Source organism: Nocardia sp. MDA0666, assembly GCF_003023875.1.
GTDB lineage: Bacteria > Actinomycetota > Actinomycetes > Mycobacteriales > Mycobacteriaceae > Nocardia > Nocardia aobensis.
This window is the reverse complement of sequence record NZ_PYHT01000003.1, coordinates 223,979-246,323: the sequence shown is the minus strand read 5'-3', so window position 1 is coordinate 246,323 and position 22,345 is coordinate 223,979. Positions and strand designations below refer to the sequence as shown.

The following is a 22,345-nucleotide window of genomic DNA, read 5'->3' as shown; positions in this document are numbered from 1 at the left end:
GTGGTCGGACCATCCGAACCCGAAGGAGGTAGTTCGCCGTGACGACGATCCACAATCCGGCCGAGAGCACCGCACACGCCGTCCCGGCAGTGCCCACAACCGTCCCGGCAGTCGCCGCGACCATTCCGGCGGTTCCCCCGACCATTCCGGCGCTGCCCGCGACCGGCCCGGGCAATCCCGCAATCCGCCGCCCCGAGCCGTATATGCGACTGCAGTGGACCGACGCGGCCACCGGTGCCGTCGGCTACCTCGTCGTCCACACCCTGCGCGGCGGACTGGCCACGGGCGGCACCCGCATGCGCGCCGGCTGCACGTTGAGCGAGGTGGAAGATCTGGCGCGCGGGATGGCCGCCAAGACCGCGACCTTCGACCTGCCGATCGGCGGTGCGAAGGGCGGTATCGACTTCGACCCGAAAGATCCGCGCGCCGTCGGCGTGCTGGAGCGATTCTGCGAGGCCATGCGCCCGTGGATCGACGCGCACTGGGTGACCGCGGAGGACCTGGGCGTCCCGCAGCATCTGATCGACGAGATCTTCGAGAAGCTGGGCCTGGGCCAGAGCTATCACGCCGCGATCCGTCGCGCCGCCGATCCGGCCGCCACCCTGGAACGGGTCCGCGACGGCCTGAACGCGGCGGTCGAGGGCGGTTTCCTGCTGGGCGATGTGATCGGCGGCTACGGTGTCGCGCACGCCTGCCTCGCCACGGCCGTCTCCTGGGGCCGGATGCCGGCCGAGACGACGGTCGCGATCCAGGGCGTCGGCACGATGGGCGGCGCCGCGGCCTACTACCTGCACGAGGCGGGTATGCGCGTCACCACCGTGGCCGATGCCGCCGGGGCCCTGCACCGGGCCGGCGGACTCGATATCCCGGCACTCCTGGAGCTGCGCGACGACTACGGCGAGATCGATCGCTCCCGGCTGCCGGCCGATGTCGAGCAACTGCCACGCACCGCGGTGCTGTCCGCCGAGGTCGACATTCTGGTTCCTGCGGCCATCTCGTACGCGATCACGCCGGACAACTCGTTCGACGTGCGCGCCCGCGTGGTCGTCGAGGCGGCCAACGCCGCCACCACCCCGGAGGCGGAGGCCATGCTCGCCGCCCGCGGCGTTCCGGTGCTGCCGGACTTCGTCGCCAATGCCGGTGCGGTCGCCTGGGCGTGGTGGCTGCTGCTCGGTCAGGTCGACGACGTGCCGGACACATCCTTCGATCGGCTGCGCACCACCATGCACACCAAGGTCGCGCGGTTGCTGTCCGCCTGGACCGACGACGGCATCACGCCGCGCGAGACCGGCCGGCGCTGGGCGGAAGACCCGGCACCGACCACCGAGGCGGTCGTGATTCCTTGAGCGACGATCCGATCAGGCCGTGGTGACGAGGCTGTCGAGGACCGACAGGAAGATTCCCAGTCCGTCGTCACTCGGCCCGGTCAGCGGCTCGGTGGCGTGTTCCGGGTGCGGCATGAGACCGACGACGCGACCGTTCGGCGAGGCGATGCCGGCGATATCGCGCTGCGAACCGTTGGGGTTGCCGCCCACGTAGCGGAAGACCACCCGGCCCTCGCCCTCGAGTTCGTCGAGCACGGCCTGTGAGGCCTGGTAACGGCCCTCGGCGTTCTTCACCGGGACCAGGATCTGGGCACCCGCGTCGTAGCGCGAGGACCACGCGGTCGCGGTGGACTCCACCCGCAGCCACTGATCCCGGCAGACGAAGTGCAGACCCTCGTTGCGGGTCAGCGCGCCCGGCAGCAGTCCGGCCTCGCACAGCACCTGGAAACCGTTGCAGATTCCCAGCACCGGCATACCCTTACCGGCGGCCTCGACGACCTTGCCCATCACGGGCGCGAACCGTGCGATGGCACCGGCGCGCAGATAGTCGCCGTAGGAGAATCCACCCGGCACAACCACCGCGTCGACACCCTTGAGGACGGCGTCGGCATGCCACAGGCTCACCGCTTCGGCGCCGGCCAGCCGGACCGCGCGCGCCGCGTCGACGTCGTCGAGCGTGCCGGGGAAGGTGATGACACCGATTCGCGCAGAGCTGGTCACGGCAGCCGCACCACTTTCCAGTCCTCGATCACCGTGTTGGCGAGCAGGGCCTCGGCGATCTTCTCGAGCTCGGCATCGCTGACGCTGTCGTCGATGTCGAGTTCGAACCGCTTGCCCTGCCGCACATCCGACACACCCGGGAAACCCAGGCGTCCGAGCGCGCCGGCGATGGCCTGACCCTGGGGATCCAGGATCTCGGCCTTCGGCATCACCTCGACCACAACTCGTGCCACGCGTTGCTCCTCAAGCTGGTGGGGGGATTACCACAACAGCTTAATCGGGGCTACTCCCGGGCGCCGCGCCGGGCCGCGGCCCCTGCGAGGGACGTCACAGCGCCTGTCGGCCGGCCTCCCTGGTTACGCAGGCTGCCGCCTCCGGGCCCACGCTGCGGCCGGGGGATATAGCGTGAATCCATGCGCATCGCCCACTTCGGTCATTCCTGCGTCCTCGTCGAATTGAACGGCACGAAGATCCTGTTCGATCCGGGCACTTTCTCGCACGGCTTCGAAGGCATCACGGGTCTCGACGCGATCGCTGTCACCCATCAGCATCCCGACCACATCGATCCCAACCGGATCGAGGCCCTGGTCGACGCGAATCCGAGCGCCCGCCTGCTCAGCGATCCGCAGACCGCACAGCAGCGCGGTGAACCGTGGCAGGCCGTACACGCCGGCAATATCGTCACCATCGGTGATCTGCAGATCACCGGGGGCGGCGGCAAGCACGCGGTGATCCATCCGGAGCTGCCGGTCGTCGACAACACCGTCTTCCAGCTCGGCACCGCCGACGATCCGGCACAGTTCGTGCACCCGGGCGATTCGCTGTGGGTGCCGCCGGTATCGGTCGGAGTGCTGGCGGTGCCGGCGGTCGCGCCGTGGATGAAGATCAGCGAGGCGGTGGACTATCTGCGCGCCGTGGCGCCGCGCACCGCCGTCCCCATCCACTACGGCATCATCGCGCCGGAGGCACAGGGCATCTACTTCGGCCGCCTGTCCGAAATGCGCCCGGCCGATACCGAATTCGCGCTCATCGAGCCGGAGGACAACAAGACCTTCTAGCGGGCGCCTCCGGTCCTCGAACCCCTCACCGCGTATACGAGGACAGGAACAATGCCTCCGCCAGCGCCACATGCTCGATCTCGCTGGGATCGACACTCTCGTTCGGGGCGTGGATGAGGCATTTCGGCTCCTCGACGCCGAGCAGCATGATCTCGGCGTCGGGATAGGTCTCGGCGAAGACGTTGCACAGGGGAATCGAACCGCCCTGCCCCTGCGTGGTGGCGGTGCGGCCGTAGGCGGCGGCGAAGGCGTCCTCCATCGCCAGCCGCGCCGGGCCGCCGGTCCCGGACCGGAACGGCGCACCGACGCCCTCGGTCTCGACCCGCACCCGCGCACCCCATGGCGTATGCGATTCCAGATGCGCGGTAAGGGCTTTCAAGGCCGGAGCCGGATCGACGCCGGGCGGGATCCGCAGATTCAATCGGGCCCGCGCGCTCGGCTGGACGGCCGCCGCCGATCCCACCACCGGCGGCACATCGATGCCCAGTACGGTCAGGGCCGGGCGCGCCCAGAGCATGTCCGAGATACTGCCGCTGCCCAGCACCTGCACACCGTCGAGGATGCCGGCGTCGACCCGGAACTGCTCGACCGGATACTGCGCGCCGTCCCAGACCTGATCGGCCGCCAACCCGTCCACCGTGGTGTTCCCGTGTTCGTCCCGCAGCGTCGCGAGTAGGCGGATCAGGGCGGCGACGGCATCCGGAGCGGCCCCACCGAACATGCCGGAATGTAAAGGGCCGGAGAGGGTTTCGACGGTGACGAGCACGTTCACGTTTCCGCGCAGGGTCTGGGTGAAGGTCGGGACGCCCGCCGCGAAATTACCGCAGTCACCGATCAGCAGTGCGTCGGCGCGCAGCAGGTCCGCGTGCCGCGGAACGAATTCCTCCAGACCGCCGGTGCCCTGCTCCTCGGAGCCCTCGCAGACCAGCGTGATGCCGACCGGATAACCCTTGTCTCCCAGCGTGTTCCGCAGCGCCCGCAGGGCGGTCAGGTGGACGACGATATTGCCCTTGCAGTCCGCCGCGCCGCGCCCGTACCAGCGGCCGTCGCGCTCGGTGAGCTCCCACACCGGCGTCTCCCAGGCGGCCTCGTCCACCGGCGGCTGCACGTCGTAGTGGCTGTACAGCAGCACCGTGGGAGCGCCGGGCGGAGCCGGATACCGGGCCACGACCGCCTCGCTACCGTCGGGCGTCTCGTGCAGGCCGACGTCGGTGAGACCGAGGCCGGCGAAGGCGTCGGCGACCCATCGCGCCGCCCGATGACATTCCTCCGGCGGAAACTGCCGCGCATCGGCCACGGACCGATACGAAACCAACTGGGCCAGATCGGCTTTCGCCTGCGGCATCAAGGCGCGCACCTGTTCGCGCAGGGCCGCCGTCCGAGATTCGTCGGTCATGTACCCAACCTAACTCCCTTCCGGGATCGGCCGCATCGGCGCCGGGCGCGGCGCGGGCCGGAATTCGCCCGATTTGTCCCTCGCGTACGCGACCGCCCCGCTACCGCGGCGGGGCATGATGAGGGAGAGATCGACCGCGATCCGACCACCGGAGAGGACGAGATGTCTGCATCATCGGAATCCGACGACCTGTTCGCGATGCCCGATCTGGATCGCGGCGCACCCAAACACCACTTTCCGCACCGCGAGATGCCGGGCCCGGAGGCCTATCAGATCGTGCACGACGAGCTGATGCTCGACGGCGTGTCGCGGATGAATCTGGCCACCTTCTGCACCACCTGGATCGACGACAACGCCCGGCGGCTGATGGCGCAGAGCCTGGCGAAGAACATCGTCGACAAGGACGAATATCCGCAGACCGCCGAACTCGAGCGCCGGTGCGTGCACATGGTGGCCGACCTGTGGCACTGCCCCGATCCCGGTTCGACGCGCGGCACCTCCACCATCGGGTCCAGTGAGGCGGCGATGCTCGGCGGCCTGGCCGCGAAGACGCGCTGGCGCAAGAACGGCGGCCAGGGCATCCCCAATTTCGTCTGCGGCCCGGTGCAGGTGTGCTGGGAGAAGTTCGCGCGGTATTTCGACGTCGAGATCCGGCAGGTGCCGCTGCGCGGGAACCGGTACACACTGGAGCCGGATGACATTGCCGCACACTGTGATTCGAATACGATCATGGTCGTCGCGACGATGGGACAGACCTTCACCGGACTGTTCGAGGACGTCGCCGCGATGAGCGCGGCCCTCGACGATCTGGAGGCCCGCACCGGCCTGGACATCCCGCTGCACGTCGATGCCGCCAGCGGTGGATTCCTCGCCCCGTTCACGGCGCCGGATCTGGTGTGGGACTTCCGGCTGGCGCGAGTGAAGTCGATCAACGCCTCCGGGCACAAGACCGGCCTGGCCCCGCTGGGCGCCGGTTGGGCGCTCTGGCGCACGGCCGCCGACCTCCCGGACGAACTCGTGTTCAACGTCGACTACCTCGGCGGCAGTATGGCCACCTTCAATCTGAACTTCTCCCGTCCCGGCGGTCAGGCGATCACCCAGTACTACGACTTCATCCGGCTCGGCCGCACGGGTTACACCCGGCTGCAGTCGGCGATCTACCGCGTCGCCGAACATCTGGCCCACGGGCTCACCGAGACCGGGCTGTTCGAGATGATCCACGACGGCAACCCCACCCGGGGCATCAGCGCGGTGTCGTGGCGGCTGCGCGAGGATCCCGGCTTCAATCTGTACGACTTGTCGGAACGGCTGCGCTCGCGCGGCTGGCTGATCGCCGCCTATCCGCTCCCCGCCGACCGGCAGGACGAGACGATCATGCGCGCGGTCGTCCGGCACGGCTTCACCCACGATATGGCCGATCTGCTGCTGGCCGATATCGACCGTTGCATCGACCAGCTGAAGAAGCATCCGCTGTCGACCTCACTCACCCGTAGGGAGGCCGGCGGCTTCACCCACGACGCCACCGCCGTCGTATCGGACGAGGCGATCGTCACCGAAGCGCAGGACGTGCGGCGCGCGGCCGGCGAGGACCAGGCCGACGTCCGCTGAGATCGAGCCTGCTCACGCCGCGTGCGGCAGGGCGTACGGCGCCCAGCGGTAGACATCCGGAACCGCTTCGTGGAACAACGCCAGATCGACCGCGTCCAGCATGGCCTGGTGCGGTCCGGGCCGGGACAGTTGCGCGGCCGAGACGGCCAGCCGCAGCGTTCCGCCGCGCCGCGCGATGCGAGCCGCGCTCATGATCAGTGCGTGGCACCACCACGGTTCGGCCCGGAAACCCTCACCGACGCCGTGCACCCAGCAGCGTTGCGCCGTGTCCCGTTCCAGATCGTGGATGGCGGTCAACCCCAGCGCCAGCCGGAAGCCGACCTCGGGCAGGGCTGCGACGGCGCCCTCGGAGGCCGTCCACCGCGGTGCCGCGAACAGCCGGGTGCGCAGGCCGATCTGCTCCATCACCCGATCGGCGGCGGTCAGGCGCAGGCGCGCCTCGTGGGTGGGCAGCGCGGCGAATTCGGCGCGGCGACGTTTGGTCGCGGCCTGGTCGTAGCCGTGCAACACGATCGCGTCACCCGCGGCACGCCGATCCCGCAGCCACTGCTGGGTCCGCGAATCCTCGGTGAGCCGGTATTTCCCCTTCAACCGCGGCGCCACCAGCAGCGACAGCCGTACCCCGCGGCCGTCCATCTCGGCCGCGAAGGCGCGCGCCTGGTCCAGTGTGGTGTCGCGAATACCCGACACCGAGACGATCAGCTGCCCGAACCCCCGGTCGTTGCCGCTCATGCCTCCACTGTGCGCGCGGCAGGTGTCGGCCCCGTGCAGCCGAAGTGACGCCCCGACGAATTCCCGGAGCGGGCACCCGACCGCACGGTCCGGCCGAAACCGTCCTCAGCCGACCTCGCCGAGACCGACCCGGTCGAGCACCCAGGCGTATTCGAAGGCGACTTCCTTCCACTTCTCGTAGCGGCCGCTGACGCCACCGTGCCCGGCGCTCATCTCCGTCTTCAGCAGGAGCTGGGCATCGCCCGTTTTCGTGGCCCGCAGCGCGGCGACCCACTTCGCGGGCTCGACGTAGAGCACGCGGGTGTCGTTGATGCTGGTGATCGCCAGGATCGCCGGATAGTCCACGGCCGCCACGTTCTCGTACGGCGAATAGGACTTCATATAGGCGTAGACCTGCGGATCCTCCAGCGGATTGCCCCACTCGTCCCATTCGATGACCGTCAGCGGCAGCGACGGGTCCAGGATCGAGGTGAGCGGATCCACGAACGGCACGTTGGCGAGGATGCCCGCGAACAGTTCGGGGGCCAGATTGGCCACCGCACCCATCAGCAGCCCACCCGCACTGCCACCGTCGGCCACCAGCACCTCCGGCGTGGTGACGGCGGTGTCGACGAGATGGCGCGCGCAGGAGACGAAATCGGTGAAGGTGTTCTTCTTGGTGAGCGTCTTGCCGTTCTCGTACCACAGCCGGCCCATCTCGCCACCGCCGCGCACATGGGCGACCGCGAACACCATGCCGCGGTCGAGCAGCGACAGCCGCGACACCGAGAAACCGGGGTCGATACTGGCCTCGTAGGAGCCGTAACCGTAGAGCAGCAACGGTTTCGGACCGGAACCCTCACTGTCGCGGCGGCGCACCACCGAGATCGGAATCCGGGTGCCGTCCGCCGCGGTCGCCCAATCCCGGTGCTGCACATAGTCGTCCGGGTCGTAGCCGCCGAGTACCTGCTGCTGTTTGCGCAGCATCAGCTCACCGGTGGTGGGCGTGTAGTCGAAGACCTGCATCGGGGTGATGAACGAGGTCACGCCCAGCCGCAGTGTCGGCTGCGCCCATTCCGGGTTGGAGCCCACGCCGGCGGAGAACAGTTCCAGGCCGAATTCCAGTTCGCGCAGCTCGCCGTAGCCCTCGGAAGTCAACGGCCACACCGCGACTCGCGGCAGCGCCTCGCGCCGATACGAGAGCACGAGATGATCACGGAAGCAGTCGACGTCCTCGAGCCGCACATCGTCGCGATGGCCGATGAGCATGGTCATCGCCGCCGGATCGTCCACCGGCGCCTCGGTGAGGACGAAATTCTCGGCTTTCACGCCGTCGACCACATCGTTGTGCAGGATGAGCAGCCGGTCCTGTCCGCCGATCACCGCGTGTTCGGCCGAATACTCCACACCCTCGCGGCGCGGCAGCAGCACCCGGAACTCGCCCTCCGGATCGTCGGATTCGAGAATCCAGCCCTCGGTGGTGATCTTCGACCCGACCCAGATCATCAGGTACTTCTCGGAGCGGGTGGCGCCGATGCTGACCCAGTAGCGCTCGTCGGGCTCGTGGAACACCGTGACGTCGTCGGTCTTCGCGGTGCCGAGGCGGTGGCGCCACACGGTGTCGGGCCGCCAGGATTCGTCGACGGTCTGATAGAAGACGTGGGTTCCGTCCAGTGACCAGGTCGCCCCCGGCGCGGTGCCGGGAATCTCGTCGCCGAGCAGTTCGCCGCTGCGTAGATCCTTGAACCGCAGCACATATCGCTCGTCGCCGACCGTGTCGGTCGAATAGGCCAGCAGGGTGCCGTCGTGGCTGATCGAATAGGCGCCGAGGGCGAAGAAGTCGTGCCCCTCGGCCAGCACGTTGCTGTCGAGCAGAATCTCCTCACCGGGGATCTCGATGTCGACCTCGAGTTGCGGCGGAGTCCAGTCATCGCGATCGGCGATCGGGCAGCGGCAGTGCACGCCGTACTGCTTGCCTTCGAAACTGCGCGAGTAGTACCAGTAGTCACCCAGCCGCGCCGGAACCGACATATCGGTCTCCTGGGTGCGCGATTTGATCTCGTCGAAGATCCGCGCGCGCAGCGGGGCCAGGTGGGCGGTCTGGGCGTCGGTGTAGGCGTTCTCGGCCTCGAGATGGGCGATGACCTCGGGATCGTCCTTGTCCCGCAGCCACTCGTAGAAATCGACGAAGGTGTCACCGTGATGGGTGCGTTCGGCCGGGACCTTCTTGGCCACCGGCGGGGTTACCGCCGCCGTGTCGTCGCCGGCGTTCTGGATGGTTCCGGTACCACTGTCGAGAGCCATGGTGACCACCGTAATCGCGGTGGCCCGGTCCGGGCGCGCACCCCCACGCCCGCCGACACGAGCCGATCGGCGAGCACGGGGGCGCGAGCTCGGTCCGCGTTACCCCAAGCCGGTGGTCCGCGGTGCGGGCCGACGCAGGTCACGCCCGTTGCCGCGGGCCGAACGACGAGATTCCATCAGGAAGAACAGTGCGGCTTTGCGGCGCGGGCATTGGTCGGTGGGACAGCTGCTGTGACTGTGCAGGATGTTGTGTGCCTGCTCGACGGTGAGGTGCCGGGGCACCACCGCGCAACTGTCGAAGACGGGTGCCATGCGGTGCTCCATCCTTGTCGTCCCTTCAGTGCGGCAGGGCACGCCCTCTCGGTCTCTTGACCAGTCGACGCCATCCAACTGCCACAGTGCATGGGGTTTCCGATCAGGTTGCGGCGTAAACCAGCGGTGTTGCCGGAACGGGTGGACGAATGCCACATTCCGCAGGTCGGCATATCGGTGTGATTCCGGCCATGCCCGTACGCGCGGATTCGGAAACGACGCCGGTGCGGCAGCTTGCGACCGCCTACGCTCGGGGACGGCAGCGCCCGTGCGGATTCCGGCGGGCGATCACATCGATGCAGGAGCACAGGTTGGAAGCGAAGAATCGCGAGATCGAGCCCGGGGCGGTCTGGCAGCGCAGCGGCGACGGGGAGGGCGGTGTCGAGGTGGCTTTCCTGGCCAGCGGCAATATCGGGCTGCGCGATGCCAAGAATCCGGATGGGCCGGCGCTGATCTTCACTCCCGGCGAGTGGCGGGCGTTCGTCGCCGGCGCCAAGGACGGCGAATTCAACCGCCCGGGCGCCCAGCCGCACTGAACCGAGCCCTGAGGGAATCCGGTCGCGCGGGCCGTCGCGGGCCCGCGCCGATCGGGACGGCCGGCGATCAGGCTCCGATCGCCGCGCCGACGGTCGGCCAGGACGCGTGCAGATAGTCCTGCCAGTACGACCAGGAATGTGTCCCGACCGGGCTGTGATCGACCCGGGCCGGAATGCGCATACCGCGCAGTCGCTGTTCGAAGGCGGTGACACAGACGTCCACGCCGGCCTCGATCGGCCCGCCCAGGACGATGTTCTCCGGCAGCTGCGGTTTGATCTCGGTCTCGTGCGGACCGGGGATACCGGTGCCGGTGGACAGGTAGAGAGTCTTGCCGCGCAGCCGATCCGCCAGCAGCGCCGGATCGTGGGCACCCCACTCCGGACTGCCCGGCGCACCCCACATATCGAACGGATCGCCGCCGCGGTTGGCGATCGAGAACATGATCGCCCCCTGCGCGATACCCAGATCCGGGCACGCACTGTAGCCCGCCACCGCCTCGTACAGCTCCGGATGGCGAACGGCCAGAACGAACGCCGCGATTCCGCCCATCGACAGGCCACCGATCGCGTTCACGCCGTTGCCGGAGAAGGTGGCGTCGATGATCGGCGGAAGTTCGCGCGTCAGGAAGGTCTCCCACCGGTAGCGGCCGAAATGCGGATCGTCACGCTGCCAGTCGGTGTAATAGCTCGCCTGCCCGCCGATCGGCAGGACGACATTGACGTTCTTACCGTGGAAGAAGGGTTCGGCATCGGTGGCGTTGGTCCAGGTGCTCTGCTGGACACCGGGATCGAGCCCGTCGAGCAGATAGTACGAGGGCCGCGAACCCCCGCCGGCCGGATGCAGGACCTGGACCTGAACGGTGCGTCCCATGGCTGGCGAATCGATGAACAGCGCCGTCCGGGTCGGGCTCATATCGTTTTCTCCGACCACCCGCGCCGCCGATGCGCGTGGCTGTGGGCCGACCCAGGGACCGAAGACGCCCAGTCCGACTGTCAGCACCACCGCAGCAACGAGTGAACGTCGCATGTCCCCACCTCCGTCGACCCGCCACAACTGCTACTCAAAGTAACGCACACTGTGGTGCCGTGCGGAGCTTTCGACCTCCTGGCGTTTCCTCAGCAAACCGCCCGGTCCGCATTACCACTCAGGTGAGCCACCACTTTCCGTCCTGTCCGCTCGCGGCATTCGGTTGCGCCCGCCCGGCCGCACCCCGGATCGATGCGGCCAGATAGTCCAGATCCGCACGCGGCGGAGTCGTCGCGCGATTGCGCAGCCCGAAGCCGTCGCCGGGCGTGCGCGGAATGACGTGCAGATGGACGTGGAAGACCTCCTGCCCGGCCGTAACGCCGTCCGCGAGAAAGAGATTCACCCCGTCGCAGGCCACCTCGGACTCCCGCAGCGCGGCCGCCAGGCGCTGCGCGACCTGAAAGAGCTTGCCGCCGATCACCGGATCGAGTTCGGCCAGGCTGCGCGCCGGCACCTTCGGAATCACCAGCAGATGACCGGGCGTCATGGGACGGATGTCCATGAAGGCGAGAACGTCGTCGTCCTCGTAGACCTTGGACGAGGGCGCCCGCCCGGCGACGATATCGGCGAAAATCGTATAGGGGTCCATATCCGGCAACCCTAGTCGGCGATTTCGCCTGCGCCGCCGCACCATTCGCACGGCGCCGAGCACGCGCGACACCACCGCGCGCACGGCGGCGCCGGGCGGATTCGGTGCCGCGACCATCGGGCCGGTGGCGGTTACAGAATCGGCGAGGGGGTGTAGCGGGCCGCCTCCGGATGCGCGTCGATCAGCTTCTGCACCTGGGCCACCACATCGCTCACCTGCGCCTCGGCGGCGCCGATGAACGCGGTCCGATCCGCCAGGGCGGCCTCCAGCCCGGCGCGGTCCAGCGGCATCCGGTCGTCGGCCGCGAGGCGGTCCAGCAGATCCGGTTCGCGACCCTGCTCCCGCATGGCCAGTGCGACCGCGACCGCATGCTCCTTGATGACCTCGTGCGCACTCTCCCGCCCGACCCCGGCCCGGACGGCCGCCATCAGGATGCGGGTGGTGGCCAGGAAGGGCAGGTAGCGGTTGAGCTCGCGCTCGATCACGGCCGGATAGGCACCGAATTCGGCGAGGACGGTCAGGAAGGTCTCCATCATGCCGTCGATGGCGAAGAAGGCGTCCGGCAGCGCCACCCGGCGCACCACGGAACAGAACACATCACCCTCGTTCCATTGCGCGCCCGCCAGTTCGGCCGCCATCGAGCCGTAGCCGCGCAGCACCACCTGCAGACCGTTGACGCGCTCGCACGAGCGGGTGTTCATCTTGTGCGGCATCGCCGAACTGCCGACCTGCCCGGGCTGGAAACCCTCGGTGACCAGTTCGTGCCCGGCCATCAGGCGCACGGTGTGCGCGAACGACGAAGGGCCCGCGCCCAAGTGGACCAGCGCGGAGATCACGTCGTGGTCCAGTGAGCGGGGGTAGACCTGGCCGACGCTGGTGAGCACGGTCGCGAAGCCCAGATGCCGGGCGACCTTCTGCTCCAGCTCGGCGAGTTTGGCGGCGTCGCCGTCGAACAGATCGAGCATGTCCTGGGCGGTGCCCATCGGGCCCTTGATCCCGCGCAGCGGATACCGGTCGATCAGCTCGCGCACCCTGCGCAGTGCGATCAGCACCTCGTCGGCCGCACTCGCGAACCGCTTGCCCAGCGTGGTGGCCTGCGCCGCCACGTTGTGCGAGCGACCGGCCATCACCAGCGCCTGATACTCGGCGGCCCGCTCGGCCAGCCGGGCGGCGACCGCGACCCCGTGTTCGTAGACGTGTTCCAGCGAGAGCCGGATCTGCAACTGTTCCACGTTCTCGGTCAGATCCCGGCTGGTCATGCCCTTGTGGATCTGCTCGTGACCGGCGAGGGCGTTGAATTCCTCGATCCGCGCCTTCACATCGTGGCGGGTGATCCGCTCGCGTTCGGCGATCGAGGCCAGATCGACCTCGCCCAGCACCCGCTCGTAATCCTCGAGGACCTCGGCGGTGACTGCCTCGGTACCGGCGGCGCCGAGTTCGGTCTGGGCCCGCAGCACCTCGAGCCACAGCCGGCGCTCCAGCACGATCTTGTTCTCGGGCGACCACAACTGCACCAGCTGCGGGCTCGCGTACCGGGTGGCGAGGACGTTCGGGACAAGACTCACGAACAGTCAGTCTAGTGTTCGATGCCTGCTCGGTTGCTGGGGCATGGCCGCGGGCAGATGCTGTGCCGCGGCCGACGGCACGGTCTGCGGCGCCATCAGCGGTTGCGGCACCGGCGGCGCGATCACATCGATCAGTTCCAGCAGCGCGCCGCGGGCGGTGCGGCGCGGTTGCGGATCGGATTCGGCCAGCGCGGCGACCACCGCACCGTCGACCACCGCCACCAGCCGGCGCAACTGATCGGTGCGCACCATGCGGTCGGATCGGCGCAGCACATCGGCCAGCAGGTCCTCGAGCTGGGCGCGCAACCGCAGCTGCACCTCGCGCAGTTCCGGATGCCGGGCCGAGGCCACCGAGCGCTCGTACCGGGCGATCAGCCGCCCGCGCGCGAATTCGTCGGGTCCGTCGGTGCCGACCATCAGATCCACGACCAGATCGACGGTCGCCTCGGCGCCGCGCTTGCGGTGGGTGACCTCGCCGATCCGCCGGCGCATCGACTCCAGTTCGGCATTGCCGCTGAACTCGACCGCGCGCGCGATCAGATCTTCGAGCGATTCGAAATAGTAGGTCGTGGATGCCAGGGGCAGGTCCGCGCGCGTCGCCACCGAACGGTGGCGCACGGCATCGAAGCCGCCTTCGAGTAGCAACTCCGCGGCAGCCGCAACCAACGCTTGGCGACGCCTTTCGCCTTTCGGGGTCGTCGCGGTGATCACCGTGTCATCGTGCCAGTCATCATCGGTTCATCCGTGCCAAATCGGTGCGATCTGTGCAAATCTGTGCGTCTGTGCAATCCCGGCCGAATCGTTGCTGTGCAATCGACCATGGGACCGCGCAAATTTCCGGGATCCGGTCCGAGCGGACAGCGGGGACCGGTTCGAAATAGCAAGGGTTGAAATCACAACCCGAATCATTTGTACCGCATCCACGCGCTCCGGTGGGCCGGTACGGAAAGTCTGTGCGTCAGCTCAGATATCGGCCCAGTCGCACGAGTGCCTCCTCGATATCCGCGGTCGCGCCGGCGAAGGAGAAGCGGACCGTGCGGTGTCCGTTGCGGGTGTCGAAATCGATTCCGGGCGCGAGGGCGACACCCGTGTGCGCCAACAGATCCGCGCACCAGCGCGTCGAATCCTCGCTCAGGTGACCGATATCGGCGTAGGCGTAGAAGGCGCCGTCGGCAGGCGCCAGATCGGTGATCCCGAGTGCGGGCAGCCCCTCGAGCAGTAGCGCCCGGTTGCGGGCATAGCGGCGGACGTGTCCGTCGAGTTCGGATTTCGCCTCCGCGCCGAACGCGTGCGCCGCCGCGAATTGCGAGATCGCCGGCGGGCACACGGTCATATTGGAGGCCAGCCGCTGCAGCGCCGGACGCAGCCGCGCGGGCGCCAGCATCCAGCCCAGCCGCCAGCCCGTCATCGAGAAATACTTCGACACCGACCCGATCACCACCGATTCGCGCGAGGTCTCCCAGGCCGAGCTCACCGGTTCGGTATCGCCGTCGTCTCCGGAATAGGCGATGCCGTGATAGATCTCGTCGGAGATCAGCAGCGTGCCGTGGTCGTCGCACCAGCGGGCCAGCGCCGCCAGCTCGTCGGGGGCGATCATGGTGCCGGTCGGATTCGCCGGGCTGGCCACGATCACACCGGCGGGCGGTTCGGGCAGCTCCTCCAGCATCGCCACCGTCGGCTGGAACCGGGTCCGGGGCCCGCAGTCCAGTTCGATCACCCGGCAGCCCAGTGCCGTGAGGGTATTGCGGTAGGCCGGATAACCGGGGCGAGCGACCACGACGGTGTCACCGGCATCGAATGCGGCCAGGAAGATCAGCGTGAACGCGCCCGAGGAGCCGGTCGTGATCACCACGTCGTCGGCCTCGACCTCGACGCCGTAGGTGTCGCGGTGATGGGCCGCGATGGCGGTGCGCAGTTCCGGTATGCCGAAAGTCTCGGTGTAGCCGAGTAATTCGGCGTCGAGGGCCACCCGGGTGGCGCGCCGCACCGGCACCGGGGCGGGTGTGGAGGGCTGACCGGCCGCCAGGACCAGCACATCGCCGTGGGTGCGGGCGCGTTCGGCCGCGGCCTTCCAGACATCCATGACATAGAAGGTCGGAACGGTGGACCGCCGGGATTCACTGCGCACCAGACGACGGTAGAACACCGCGTCCGCCGGCCGGCGCGCAGCGTAGTCCTCGGCGCCGGGTGCCTGAGACGTTGCTGTGCGCCGCCGCGCCTGCCTGCGCGTCCGGGCGAGCCCCTGTTATCGTCGGCAGAATGCCTGACCAGGCACGCCGCGCGAAGTCGTACCAGGGGGGCTGGACCGTGATCCGCCCCGACTGGCGAACGACGCTGCGCCGCGACCGCCCTTCGATCGCCGGCCGGATACGGTCCTCGGCCCGCCACTCACGCGAACTGGGGCAGGCCGCGGCGGTCGAATGGCGCGCGCGGTCGCGGCGGTGGCGCCGTACGCTGCGGAATCGGGACTGGCGCGAGGAATTCGAGACCCTGTGGCCCCGGGTGCGCGGCTGGGTCGGCGACCATCGGGTGCTGGTGATCGGAATGGTCGTGGTCGGACTGTTCGCCGCCGCCGACACCGTGGCGCCGCAGCCGATCGAATCGACACCGAAACCCGGTACGGCACAACGGATCGCGGTCGCCTACCCGCTGCAGGTGCAGGCCGAACCCGAAACCAGCAGGCGCTATCTGGCCGCCATCGACAACGGGGAGCGCATGCGCGAGGCGCAGGTGGTGGCCGCGGCCTCGCGAGCCACCCTCGACCGTGCGAAGGCCGAGGCCGCCGCGGCGGTCGCCGGGACGCCGCAACCGTGGCTGCCCGGACCTGCCACCACGATTCCCGGCGGCATCGCTCCGGGCGGAATCGCCCCGGGCATCGGCGGTTTCGCGCTACCCGCGCGCGGGGTGTTCACCTCCGGGTACGGCGGCCGGTGGGGCACCTTCCACTACGGGATCGATATCGCAGCGCCGATCGGCTCACCGATCTACGCCGTCGCCGACGGCACCGTCATCGACGCCGGGCCGGCGCAGGGCTTCGGACTGTGGGTACGCATCCGCCACGACGACGGCACCATCTCGGTGTACGGCCACATGTACGACTTCTCGGTCTCGGTCGGCGAGCGGGTGCGCGCCGGTCAGCAGATCGCCCGCATCGGCAACCGCGGCGATTCCACCGGCCCGCACCTGCACTTCGAAATCCTCATCGGCGGACAACACGTGGACCCGCAGCCGTGGCTGGCCATGCACGGCATCCAGCTCGGCTGACCCGGACCGCTGTTCGACTACACCCGCGTGGGCAGCGAGATCCGGTCCTCCACTGCGGCGAGGCCGATATCGGTCCGAAAGTGGCTACCGGGCAACTTGATTCCCGCGATGCGCTCGTAGGCGTTCGCCCGGGCCTCGGTCAGATCACCACCCGTCGCAACGACATTCAGCACACGACCGCCGGCCGACAGCAGCGCGCCGTCCGCGCGCAGCGACGTACCGGCATGCAGCACTTCGGCATTCGCGCCCGCGGCCGGCGTGCTCTCGGAGCCGGAGATGACGTCGCCGGTGCGGGGACGGCCCGGGTAGTTCTCCGCCGCCAGCACCACCGTGATCGCCGCGCCGCCCTTCCAGACCGGCGGCTGCGCCTGCGCCAGGGTTCCGGTCGCGGTGGCGTGCAGCAGCGCGCCGAGCGGACTGTCGAGCAGGGCGAGCACGGCCTGGGTCTCGGGATCACCGAAGCGGCAGTTGAATTCGACGACCGCGGGACCGGCCTGGCCGATCGCGAGGCCCGCGTACAGCAGTCCGGAGAACGGGACGCCACGCCGAACCATCTCGGCGGCAACGGGTTTCACCACGTCGTCGACGATTTCGGTGACGGTCTCCGGGGGCAGCCACGGCAGCGGGGTGTAGGCGCCCATGCCGCCGGTGTTGGGACCGGTGTCGCCGTCGCCGACGCGCTTGTGATCCTGAGCGGGCAGCAGCGGCACCACGGTCTCACCGTCGACCAGGCAGAACAGCGAGACCTCGGGACCGTCGAGGAACGATTCCAGCAGCACCGGATGGCCCTGTTCGAGCAGTTCGGCACCGTGATCACGGGCCGCGGACCGATCGGCGGTGACCACCACGCCCTTCCCCGCGGCCAGCCCGTCGTCCTTGACAACCCAGGTCGGCCCGAAGCGATCCAGCGCGGCGTCGAGTTCGCCCGGATGATCGACGACCTCGCTGTGCGCGGTGCGCACCCCGGCCGCGGCCATCACATCCTTGGCGAAGGCCTTCGATCCCTCGATCCGCGCGGCGGCGGCCGACGGTCCGAAACAGGCGATCCCCGCCGCCCGGACCGCGTCGGCGATACCGAGCACCAGCGGCACCTCGGGACCGATCACCACCAGATCGGCGGCGAAATCCCGGGCGAGGCCCACGACGGCCTCCGCACTGGCCGGATCGACCGCCCGCACCTCGGCGACCTGGCCGATCCCCGGATTACCGGGCGCGGCCGCGATCGCGGTGACCCCGGGATCCCGCCGCAGGGCTTCCACCAGGGCGTGTTCACGGGCTCCGGATCCGATGACGAGTACGCGCACGCGTGACAGCTTAGGGGACGCGGGTGAACAGCAGATGCGGGTACCGGGAGGACAGCCGGCCGCCCCGGCCACCGCCGCCCGCCCGGGCGGGGCACTATGAAACCCATGCCATCTGTATTCAGCGCGATCATTGCCGGACAGCTGCCGGGGCGGTTCGTGTGGGAGGACGAGGAATTCGTCGCCTTCCTGACCATCGCCCCGGTCACCCAGGGTCATACGCTCGTGGTTCCTCGCAAGGAGATCGACCAGTGGCAGGATCTGGATCCCGCCACGTTCGCGCGGCTCAACGAGGTCGCCCAGAAGATCGGCCAGGCGGTGCGCAAGGCGTGGGATGCGCCGCGGGCGGGCCTGCTGATCGCCGGGCTGGAGGTGCCGCATCTGCACGTGCACGTCTTCCCGGCGTTCGAGCTGGGCGATTTCAACATCTCCGGCGCGGACACCGATCCGAGCCCGGAGTCGCTGGACGAGGCGCAGGACAAGATCAAGCAGGCGCTGCGCGATCTCGGTTACGGCGCGAACGTCCCTGCCTGAATCACTCCTGGGAGCGCTGTTCGCCCCACAGCATCATGGATGATTGATCGACTCGCAGGACTTCTGCTCGTGGGGTGGAGACCACTCCACGAGCAGAAGTCCACGGTGGCTACCACGCAGCGACACCTCGAGCTACTTCTTTACGACGGGCATCTCAATGGTCGAGCCAGAAGTAGAAGCCAGGGCCTCCGGGCTTATCTGTGTAATAAATGCAGGCGCCGCCACTTGCTCCAGAGGCGCCGGCGTCGAAATTGCAGGATTGAAAGTCCGGATACGGCCCGTAATACTTGCCGTCATCGGCCACCGCCATAGAGGTTGCCCCGATCGAAATCGCGGCCGCTATCATAGCTGTCGAAATAATCTTCCCAAACACAATCGCTCCTTTAAGCAAAAAATGCCGACTTATGCCCAATGAAAAACCGGACCCTCCAGAATCTCGACAATGATCGAATCAGACGGCAGCGAACCCTCAGCCATATCGCCATCCTGCACCATCACCGAAAGTCGTCTGACCTGCCCATTTCCTAGTCAGCACACCGGATCACGCAGTTGGAAATGCAACTCTCAGCATCCCCGGATCGCACACGGGCTGTAAGCAATTAAATCTACACAACAGGCCCCCCTGATCGCGCCTCGAAATCTCCCCGTCGGACTCGACCACATTAACCCACGCCGATGCAGATGGCAATCCGAGGAGACGGCTAGCGCGCAGCTGTTAACAACTGGACAATACCGCCCCAGGACATCTGGTAGCCAATCTCAGCGAAACGCTCGGATCGCAGACGATCCAGTGAAACGGATAGTGAACGTCCACTCGAACGGTCTACCTCGAATGTTCCACTCAGCATGCTCGGCTCGGCGCGGCCGACGCGATTGACTGATATCTCGTTCTGAATGAATGGGGCCCATGCCAACCCGACTCGCTCACTGCGGCAATGGTCGGGGCAGACGCACGGCGAATGAGGTGCCCTCCCCCACGGCGCTGTTCACGGAGACCGTGCCGCCGTGCGCGGCGACCAGAGCCTCCACGATCGACAGCCCCAATCCGGTGCCGCCGCTGTCGCGGCTGCGTGAAGTGTCGGCGCGGTAGAAGCGTTCGAAGATGCGCTCGGCGTCCTCGGTGGGCAGCCCGGGCCCGGTGTCGGTGACCTCGATGACGACCTCGTCGGACGCGGGTGTCAGCGCGATGGTCACCGCCGCTTCCGGCGGGGTGTGGATCAGGGCGTTGTTGACCAGATTGCCCAGGACTTGACGCAAGCGCGCTTCGTCACCACTGACCTCCAATGTGCCTGTGCCCGGGCGTATTTCGAGGTCGATGGGCCGGCGCGGTCCATCGGGCCGCTGGGCCGCGTCGACGGCTCGCGCGTTGTGCACGGCGTCGCTGGCCAATGCCAGCAGATCCACCGGCCGGCGTTCCACCGGGCGCTGCGCATCGAGGCGAGCCAGCATAAGCAGGTCCTCCACCAACAGGCTCATCCGCTTGGACTCGCGTTCGATCCGATCCATGAACATGGCCGGATCCGCTAGTGCTCCTTGCCGATACAACTCCGCGAAACCCTTGATCGTGGTCAGCGGGGTCCGAAGTTCATGGCTGGCATCGGCGACGAACCGCCGCATCCTGGCCTCCGAACGGCGCGCGGATTCCTCGGATGCCTCGGTGGCGGCGAAGGCGCTCTGAATCTGGGACAGCATGCCGTTGAGCGATTGCGAGAGCCGATCGACTTCGGTGTTGCTTCCCTGCACCGGAACTCGGCGATGCAGATCCCCGCTCGCAATCGCGGCGGCAGTGTCCTCCACCTCGCCGAGCGGGCGCAGACTACGCCGGATCACGAATCGGGCAACCACGGCCAATGCGGCCAAGATGATGATGCCAACCACGACCTGCAAGGCGACGAGCCGATCAACGATGTTCTCGGTCTCGGTCAGTCGGATCGCGATCACGCTCGAACCGTCCGGGGTGGTGAACCGCAACGCCCGCCAGTGTTCGTCAGGATCTCCCACACTGCCGATCGTCTGAGGATGTTTTCCGAGATCGCTGGGCGGATCCGGGACCGTCGGCCCCGACGGCAGCAGGAGCTGCGTTTTGCCTGCGGAATCCTGAATTCGGACAAAGAACAAACCTGGCGGCCTTTCTTTGCCCTGTGGCACTGGTAGCCGTTGGGGTGGGGGCGCGCCGGGCGCCGCCCAGACGCGGGCCTCGAACAGTTGCCGATCGACCTTGTCGATCAGCACATTTCGCATCGCGGAGGTCACCACGACACCCGAGGCCAGCAGTCCGAGGCCCGCCAGGCAGACCAGCGCGAGCACGAGGGTGACCCGTAGCGGCACCGCGGCCAGGCGTCGCGAGATCCGGCGCCGAATTCCACTCCCAGGCGGTGCGACGCCATCGGCACCCGCGCCGGGCTCGGCGACGTCGCCGGATCCGGGCTCGGTTCCCGGCTCGAATTCACCGGCGGGGCGCACCGATTCGACGTCGGCCGCGTCGTGGTCGGCGCGTTCCCGCACCGAGCGCGGATCGCTCATTTCGCCGACGACCGGCTGCGGCTGGGCGCGCGCATCACGTAGCCGACACCGCGCAGGGTGTGAATCAGCCGGTCGGGGCCGGTGTCGACCTTCTTGCGCAGGTAGGAGACATAGGTCTCCACCACGCCCACCTCGCCGCCGAAGTCGTAGCGCCAGACGTGGTCGAGGATGCGCGGCTTGCTCAGCACGGTTCCGGCATTGACCATGAAGTACCGGAGCAGCGTGAATTCCGTCGGCGACAGCGCGACCGGTTCCCCGGCCTTCCACACCTCGTGGGTGTCGTCGTCCAGTTCGATGTCCTCGAAGCGGATGCGCGAGGACTTCGTCTCCTCCACCACGTGACCGGAGCGGCGCAGAATCACCCGCAGCCGCGCCACCACCTCCTCGAGCGAGAAGGGTTTGGTGACGTAGTCGTCGGCACCGAGGGTGAGGCCGGTGATCTTGTCCTCGACCTCGTCACGCGCGGTGAGGAACAGGACCGGAGCGTCGATGCCGTCGGCGCGCAGCCGGCGCAGCAGGCCGAAGCCGTCCATACCGGGCATCATGACGTCGACGATGAGGGCGTCGGGCCGGAACTGCTTGGCCCGGTCCAGCCCCTCGGCGCCGTTGGCGGCCGTCGCCACCTCGAACCCCTGATAGCGCAGACTCACCGACAGCAGTTCGACGATCATCGGCTCGTCGTCGACCACCAGCACCCGAGCCTCCGGGGTTCGATCGCCAGCCACTCCACTCATGCTGGATATCGTCTCTCCTACAGCCCGGAATGCGCTGAACGTTGTCTGGGAGTTTCCTGCGAGCCGCCTGCGCGCCGGGACAGCGCGCGACCCGCCGATCCGGGCGGCGCCTCCCGGATCGGCGGGTCGACAGCCCTGTGCTCTTATGCGGCCGCCTTCAGATCGGCGCCCAGCGTCTTCGCGTCACCCTTGATCGCAGCTTCGGAGCCGACGGGCGCGCTGCTGGTCGTCGGCGCGGCGGAGGGGTGTCAGCCGAGGCGACGGAGGCGGTAGCGCCGGCGATCGAACTTTCATCACGGCGGCCCGGAGCGGAGCACACGGCGCGAGAAAAGAGCAGAATGGACAACAGAAAGGTCGTCATGGGAGCGATACGGGGCCTGCTCGACGTGGTGTTGGGCATCCTGACGGCCGTGCTGGGCACGGTGGTCGGACTGCTCGCGGTCGTGGTGTGGATCCTCGGCGCGGTGTTGTGCGTGACGATCTTGTTGATTCCGCTGGGAATCCCCGTCTTCAAGCTCGGTAGCCGCCTGTTCGGCCTGGCCCGGCAGCTGATGCATCTGCCCTGACGACAGAAAGGCTCCGGCCTGCAGTCGCAAGCCGAAGCCGAGAGAGCCCCCTGTCAGGATTGAACTGACGACCTTCGCTTTACAAGAGCGGTGCTCTACCACTGAGCTAAGGAGGCGGGTGAAGCGGTGCAATCATAACCGGGGCGCGGGGCGTCCGGAAAAATCGCGCATTACCGCAGGAGGGAACGACGCGATCGCGGCGGCTGCGTGTGCCCGGTCAGGGCATCACACAGCCGCCGATCACCGTCGCGCCGCGCCGTGCGTTCCGGCGC

The 22,345-nt window shown here is 68.2% G+C and carries 22 protein-coding genes and 1 tRNA gene; 7 read left to right on the top strand and 16 right to left on the bottom strand.

From position 1 onward, the window contains the following. Positions 1-203: 203 nt before the first annotated feature. Positions 204-1,346 (top strand): Glu/Leu/Phe/Val dehydrogenase dimerization domain-containing protein, encoded by a 1,143-nt coding sequence (locus C8258_RS07495; RefSeq protein ID WP_106954625.1) that lies wholly within the window; start codon positions 204-206, stop codon positions 1,344-1,346. Positions 1,347-1,358: 12 nt separating this feature from the next. On the opposite strand, the gene purQ is transcribed toward C8258_RS07495, so the two are convergent. Both purQ and purS read right to left on the bottom strand, forming a co-directional pair. After that, positions 1,359-2,045: a phosphoribosylformylglycinamidine synthase subunit PurQ gene (purQ, locus tag C8258_RS07490; protein ID WP_106954519.1), complete on the bottom strand. Its 687-nt coding sequence runs from the start codon at positions 2,043-2,045 to the stop codon at positions 1,359-1,361. Then, positions 2,042-2,278: a phosphoribosylformylglycinamidine synthase subunit PurS gene (gene purS, locus C8258_RS07485; RefSeq protein ID WP_030517414.1), complete on the bottom strand. Its 237-nt coding sequence runs from the start codon at positions 2,276-2,278 to the stop codon at positions 2,042-2,044. The genes purQ and purS overlap by 4 nt, the downstream gene beginning before the upstream one ends. Positions 2,279-2,458: 180 nt before the next feature. On the opposite strand from purS, the gene C8258_RS07480 reads away from it, so the two are divergent. Beyond that, positions 2,459-3,103, top strand: a complete 645-nt coding sequence (locus C8258_RS07480; protein WP_106954518.1) for an MBL fold metallo-hydrolase — start codon at positions 2,459-2,461, stop codon at positions 3,101-3,103. Positions 3,104-3,128: 25 nt separating this feature from the next. Here the strand turns inward: C8258_RS07480 and C8258_RS07475 are convergent, their stop codons facing one another. Beyond that, on the bottom strand, positions 3,129-4,499 hold the full coding sequence (locus C8258_RS07475; RefSeq protein WP_106954517.1) for a dipeptidase: 1,371 nt from the start codon (positions 4,497-4,499) through the stop codon (positions 3,129-3,131). 162 nt (positions 4,500-4,661) lie between these two features. Here C8258_RS07475 and C8258_RS07470 point away from each other — a divergent pair, with 162 nt between their 5' ends. Then, entirely contained in the window at positions 4,662-6,107 is a 1,446-nt protein-coding gene (locus C8258_RS07470; RefSeq protein ID WP_106954516.1) for a glutamate decarboxylase, read from the top strand. Between the two features lie 12 nt (positions 6,108-6,119). On the opposite strand, the gene C8258_RS07465 is transcribed toward C8258_RS07470, so the two are convergent. From C8258_RS07465 to C8258_RS07455, 3 genes are all read right to left on the bottom strand, one after another. Continuing rightward, positions 6,120-6,839: a DUF2334 domain-containing protein gene (locus tag C8258_RS07465; protein ID WP_106954515.1), complete on the bottom strand. Its 720-nt coding sequence runs from the start codon at positions 6,837-6,839 to the stop codon at positions 6,120-6,122. Positions 6,840-6,944: 105 nt separating this feature from the next. Next, a complete protein-coding gene (locus tag C8258_RS07460; protein ID WP_106954624.1) occupies positions 6,945-9,122 on the bottom strand; it encodes a S9 family peptidase in 2,178 nt (725 codons plus the stop codon). A gap of 99 nt (positions 9,123-9,221) precedes the next feature. After that, the gene (locus tag C8258_RS07455; RefSeq protein ID WP_063065915.1) at positions 9,222-9,434 is read right to left on the bottom strand and encodes a hypothetical protein; all 213 of its coding nucleotides are present in this window, start codon (positions 9,432-9,434) and stop codon (positions 9,222-9,224) included. Between the two features lie 311 nt (positions 9,435-9,745). Here C8258_RS07455 and C8258_RS07450 point away from each other — a divergent pair, with 311 nt between their 5' ends. After that, positions 9,746-9,970, top strand: coding sequence for a DUF397 domain-containing protein (locus C8258_RS07450; RefSeq protein ID WP_223273481.1), 225 nt, complete (start codon positions 9,746-9,748; stop codon positions 9,968-9,970). A gap of 67 nt (positions 9,971-10,037) precedes the next feature. On the opposite strand, the gene C8258_RS07445 is transcribed toward C8258_RS07450, so the two are convergent. From C8258_RS07445 to C8258_RS07425, 5 genes are all read right to left on the bottom strand, one after another. Next, the gene (locus C8258_RS07445; protein ID WP_106954514.1) at positions 10,038-10,997 is read right to left on the bottom strand and encodes an alpha/beta hydrolase family protein; all 960 of its coding nucleotides are present in this window, start codon (positions 10,995-10,997) and stop codon (positions 10,038-10,040) included. Between the two features lie 118 nt (positions 10,998-11,115). Continuing rightward, positions 11,116-11,586 carry an HIT family protein gene (locus C8258_RS07440; protein WP_106954623.1) on the bottom strand — a complete coding sequence of 157 codons (471 nt, stop codon included), beginning with the start codon at positions 11,584-11,586 and terminating at the stop codon, positions 11,116-11,118. A gap of 131 nt (positions 11,587-11,717) precedes the next feature. Beyond that, complete coding sequence (gene purB / locus C8258_RS07435) at positions 11,718-13,151, bottom strand: adenylosuccinate lyase (RefSeq protein ID WP_039775995.1); 1,434 nt, start codon at positions 13,149-13,151, stop codon at positions 11,718-11,720. A gap of 6 nt (positions 13,152-13,157) precedes the next feature. Next, on the bottom strand, positions 13,158-13,862 hold the full coding sequence (locus C8258_RS07430; protein WP_083870566.1) for a TetR/AcrR family transcriptional regulator: 705 nt from the start codon (positions 13,860-13,862) through the stop codon (positions 13,158-13,160). 247 nt (positions 13,863-14,109) lie between these two features. Continuing rightward, positions 14,110-15,279 carry a pyridoxal phosphate-dependent aminotransferase gene (locus C8258_RS07425; protein ID WP_199195621.1) on the bottom strand — a complete coding sequence of 390 codons (1,170 nt, stop codon included), beginning with the start codon at positions 15,277-15,279 and terminating at the stop codon, positions 14,110-14,112. Positions 15,280-15,410: 131 nt separating this feature from the next. Between C8258_RS07425 and C8258_RS07420 the strand changes: the two genes are divergently transcribed. Beyond that, positions 15,411-16,415, top strand: a complete 1,005-nt coding sequence (locus C8258_RS07420; protein WP_106954513.1) for a M23 family metallopeptidase — start codon at positions 15,411-15,413, stop codon at positions 16,413-16,415. 17 nt (positions 16,416-16,432) lie between these two features. Here C8258_RS07420 and purD read toward each other — a convergent pair whose 3' ends face one another. Further along, a complete protein-coding gene (gene purD / locus C8258_RS07415; RefSeq protein WP_106954512.1) occupies positions 16,433-17,719 on the bottom strand; it encodes a phosphoribosylamine--glycine ligase in 1,287 nt (428 codons plus the stop codon). 105 nt (positions 17,720-17,824) lie between these two features. Between purD and C8258_RS07410 the strand changes: the two genes are divergently transcribed. Beyond that, the gene (locus C8258_RS07410) at positions 17,825-18,250 is read left to right on the top strand and encodes an HIT family protein (RefSeq protein WP_106954621.1); all 426 of its coding nucleotides are present in this window, start codon (positions 17,825-17,827) and stop codon (positions 18,248-18,250) included. Between the two features lie 154 nt (positions 18,251-18,404). On the opposite strand, the gene C8258_RS32220 is transcribed toward C8258_RS07410, so the two are convergent. From C8258_RS32220 to C8258_RS07400, 3 genes are all read right to left on the bottom strand, one after another. Continuing rightward, the gene (locus tag C8258_RS32220) at positions 18,405-18,623 is read right to left on the bottom strand and encodes a hypothetical protein (RefSeq protein ID WP_146161180.1); all 219 of its coding nucleotides are present in this window, start codon (positions 18,621-18,623) and stop codon (positions 18,405-18,407) included. A 551-nt stretch (positions 18,624-19,174) separates the two neighbouring features. After that, on the bottom strand, positions 19,175-20,578 hold the full coding sequence (locus C8258_RS07405; protein WP_369974726.1) for a sensor histidine kinase: 1,404 nt from the start codon (positions 20,576-20,578) through the stop codon (positions 19,175-19,177). 191 nt (positions 20,579-20,769) lie between these two features. Further along, the gene (locus C8258_RS07400) at positions 20,770-21,507 is read right to left on the bottom strand and encodes a response regulator transcription factor (protein WP_030517397.1); all 738 of its coding nucleotides are present in this window, start codon (positions 21,505-21,507) and stop codon (positions 20,770-20,772) included. A 359-nt stretch (positions 21,508-21,866) separates the two neighbouring features. Here C8258_RS07400 and C8258_RS07395 point away from each other — a divergent pair, with 359 nt between their 5' ends. Further along, complete coding sequence (locus C8258_RS07395) at positions 21,867-22,073, top strand: hypothetical protein (RefSeq protein ID WP_036497739.1); 207 nt, start codon at positions 21,867-21,869, stop codon at positions 22,071-22,073. Between the two features lie 44 nt (positions 22,074-22,117). Here C8258_RS07395 and C8258_RS07390 read toward each other — a convergent pair. Further along, positions 22,118-22,189: transfer RNA gene (locus C8258_RS07390), tRNA-Thr, on the bottom strand. Between the last annotated feature and the right edge of the window lie 156 nt (positions 22,190-22,345).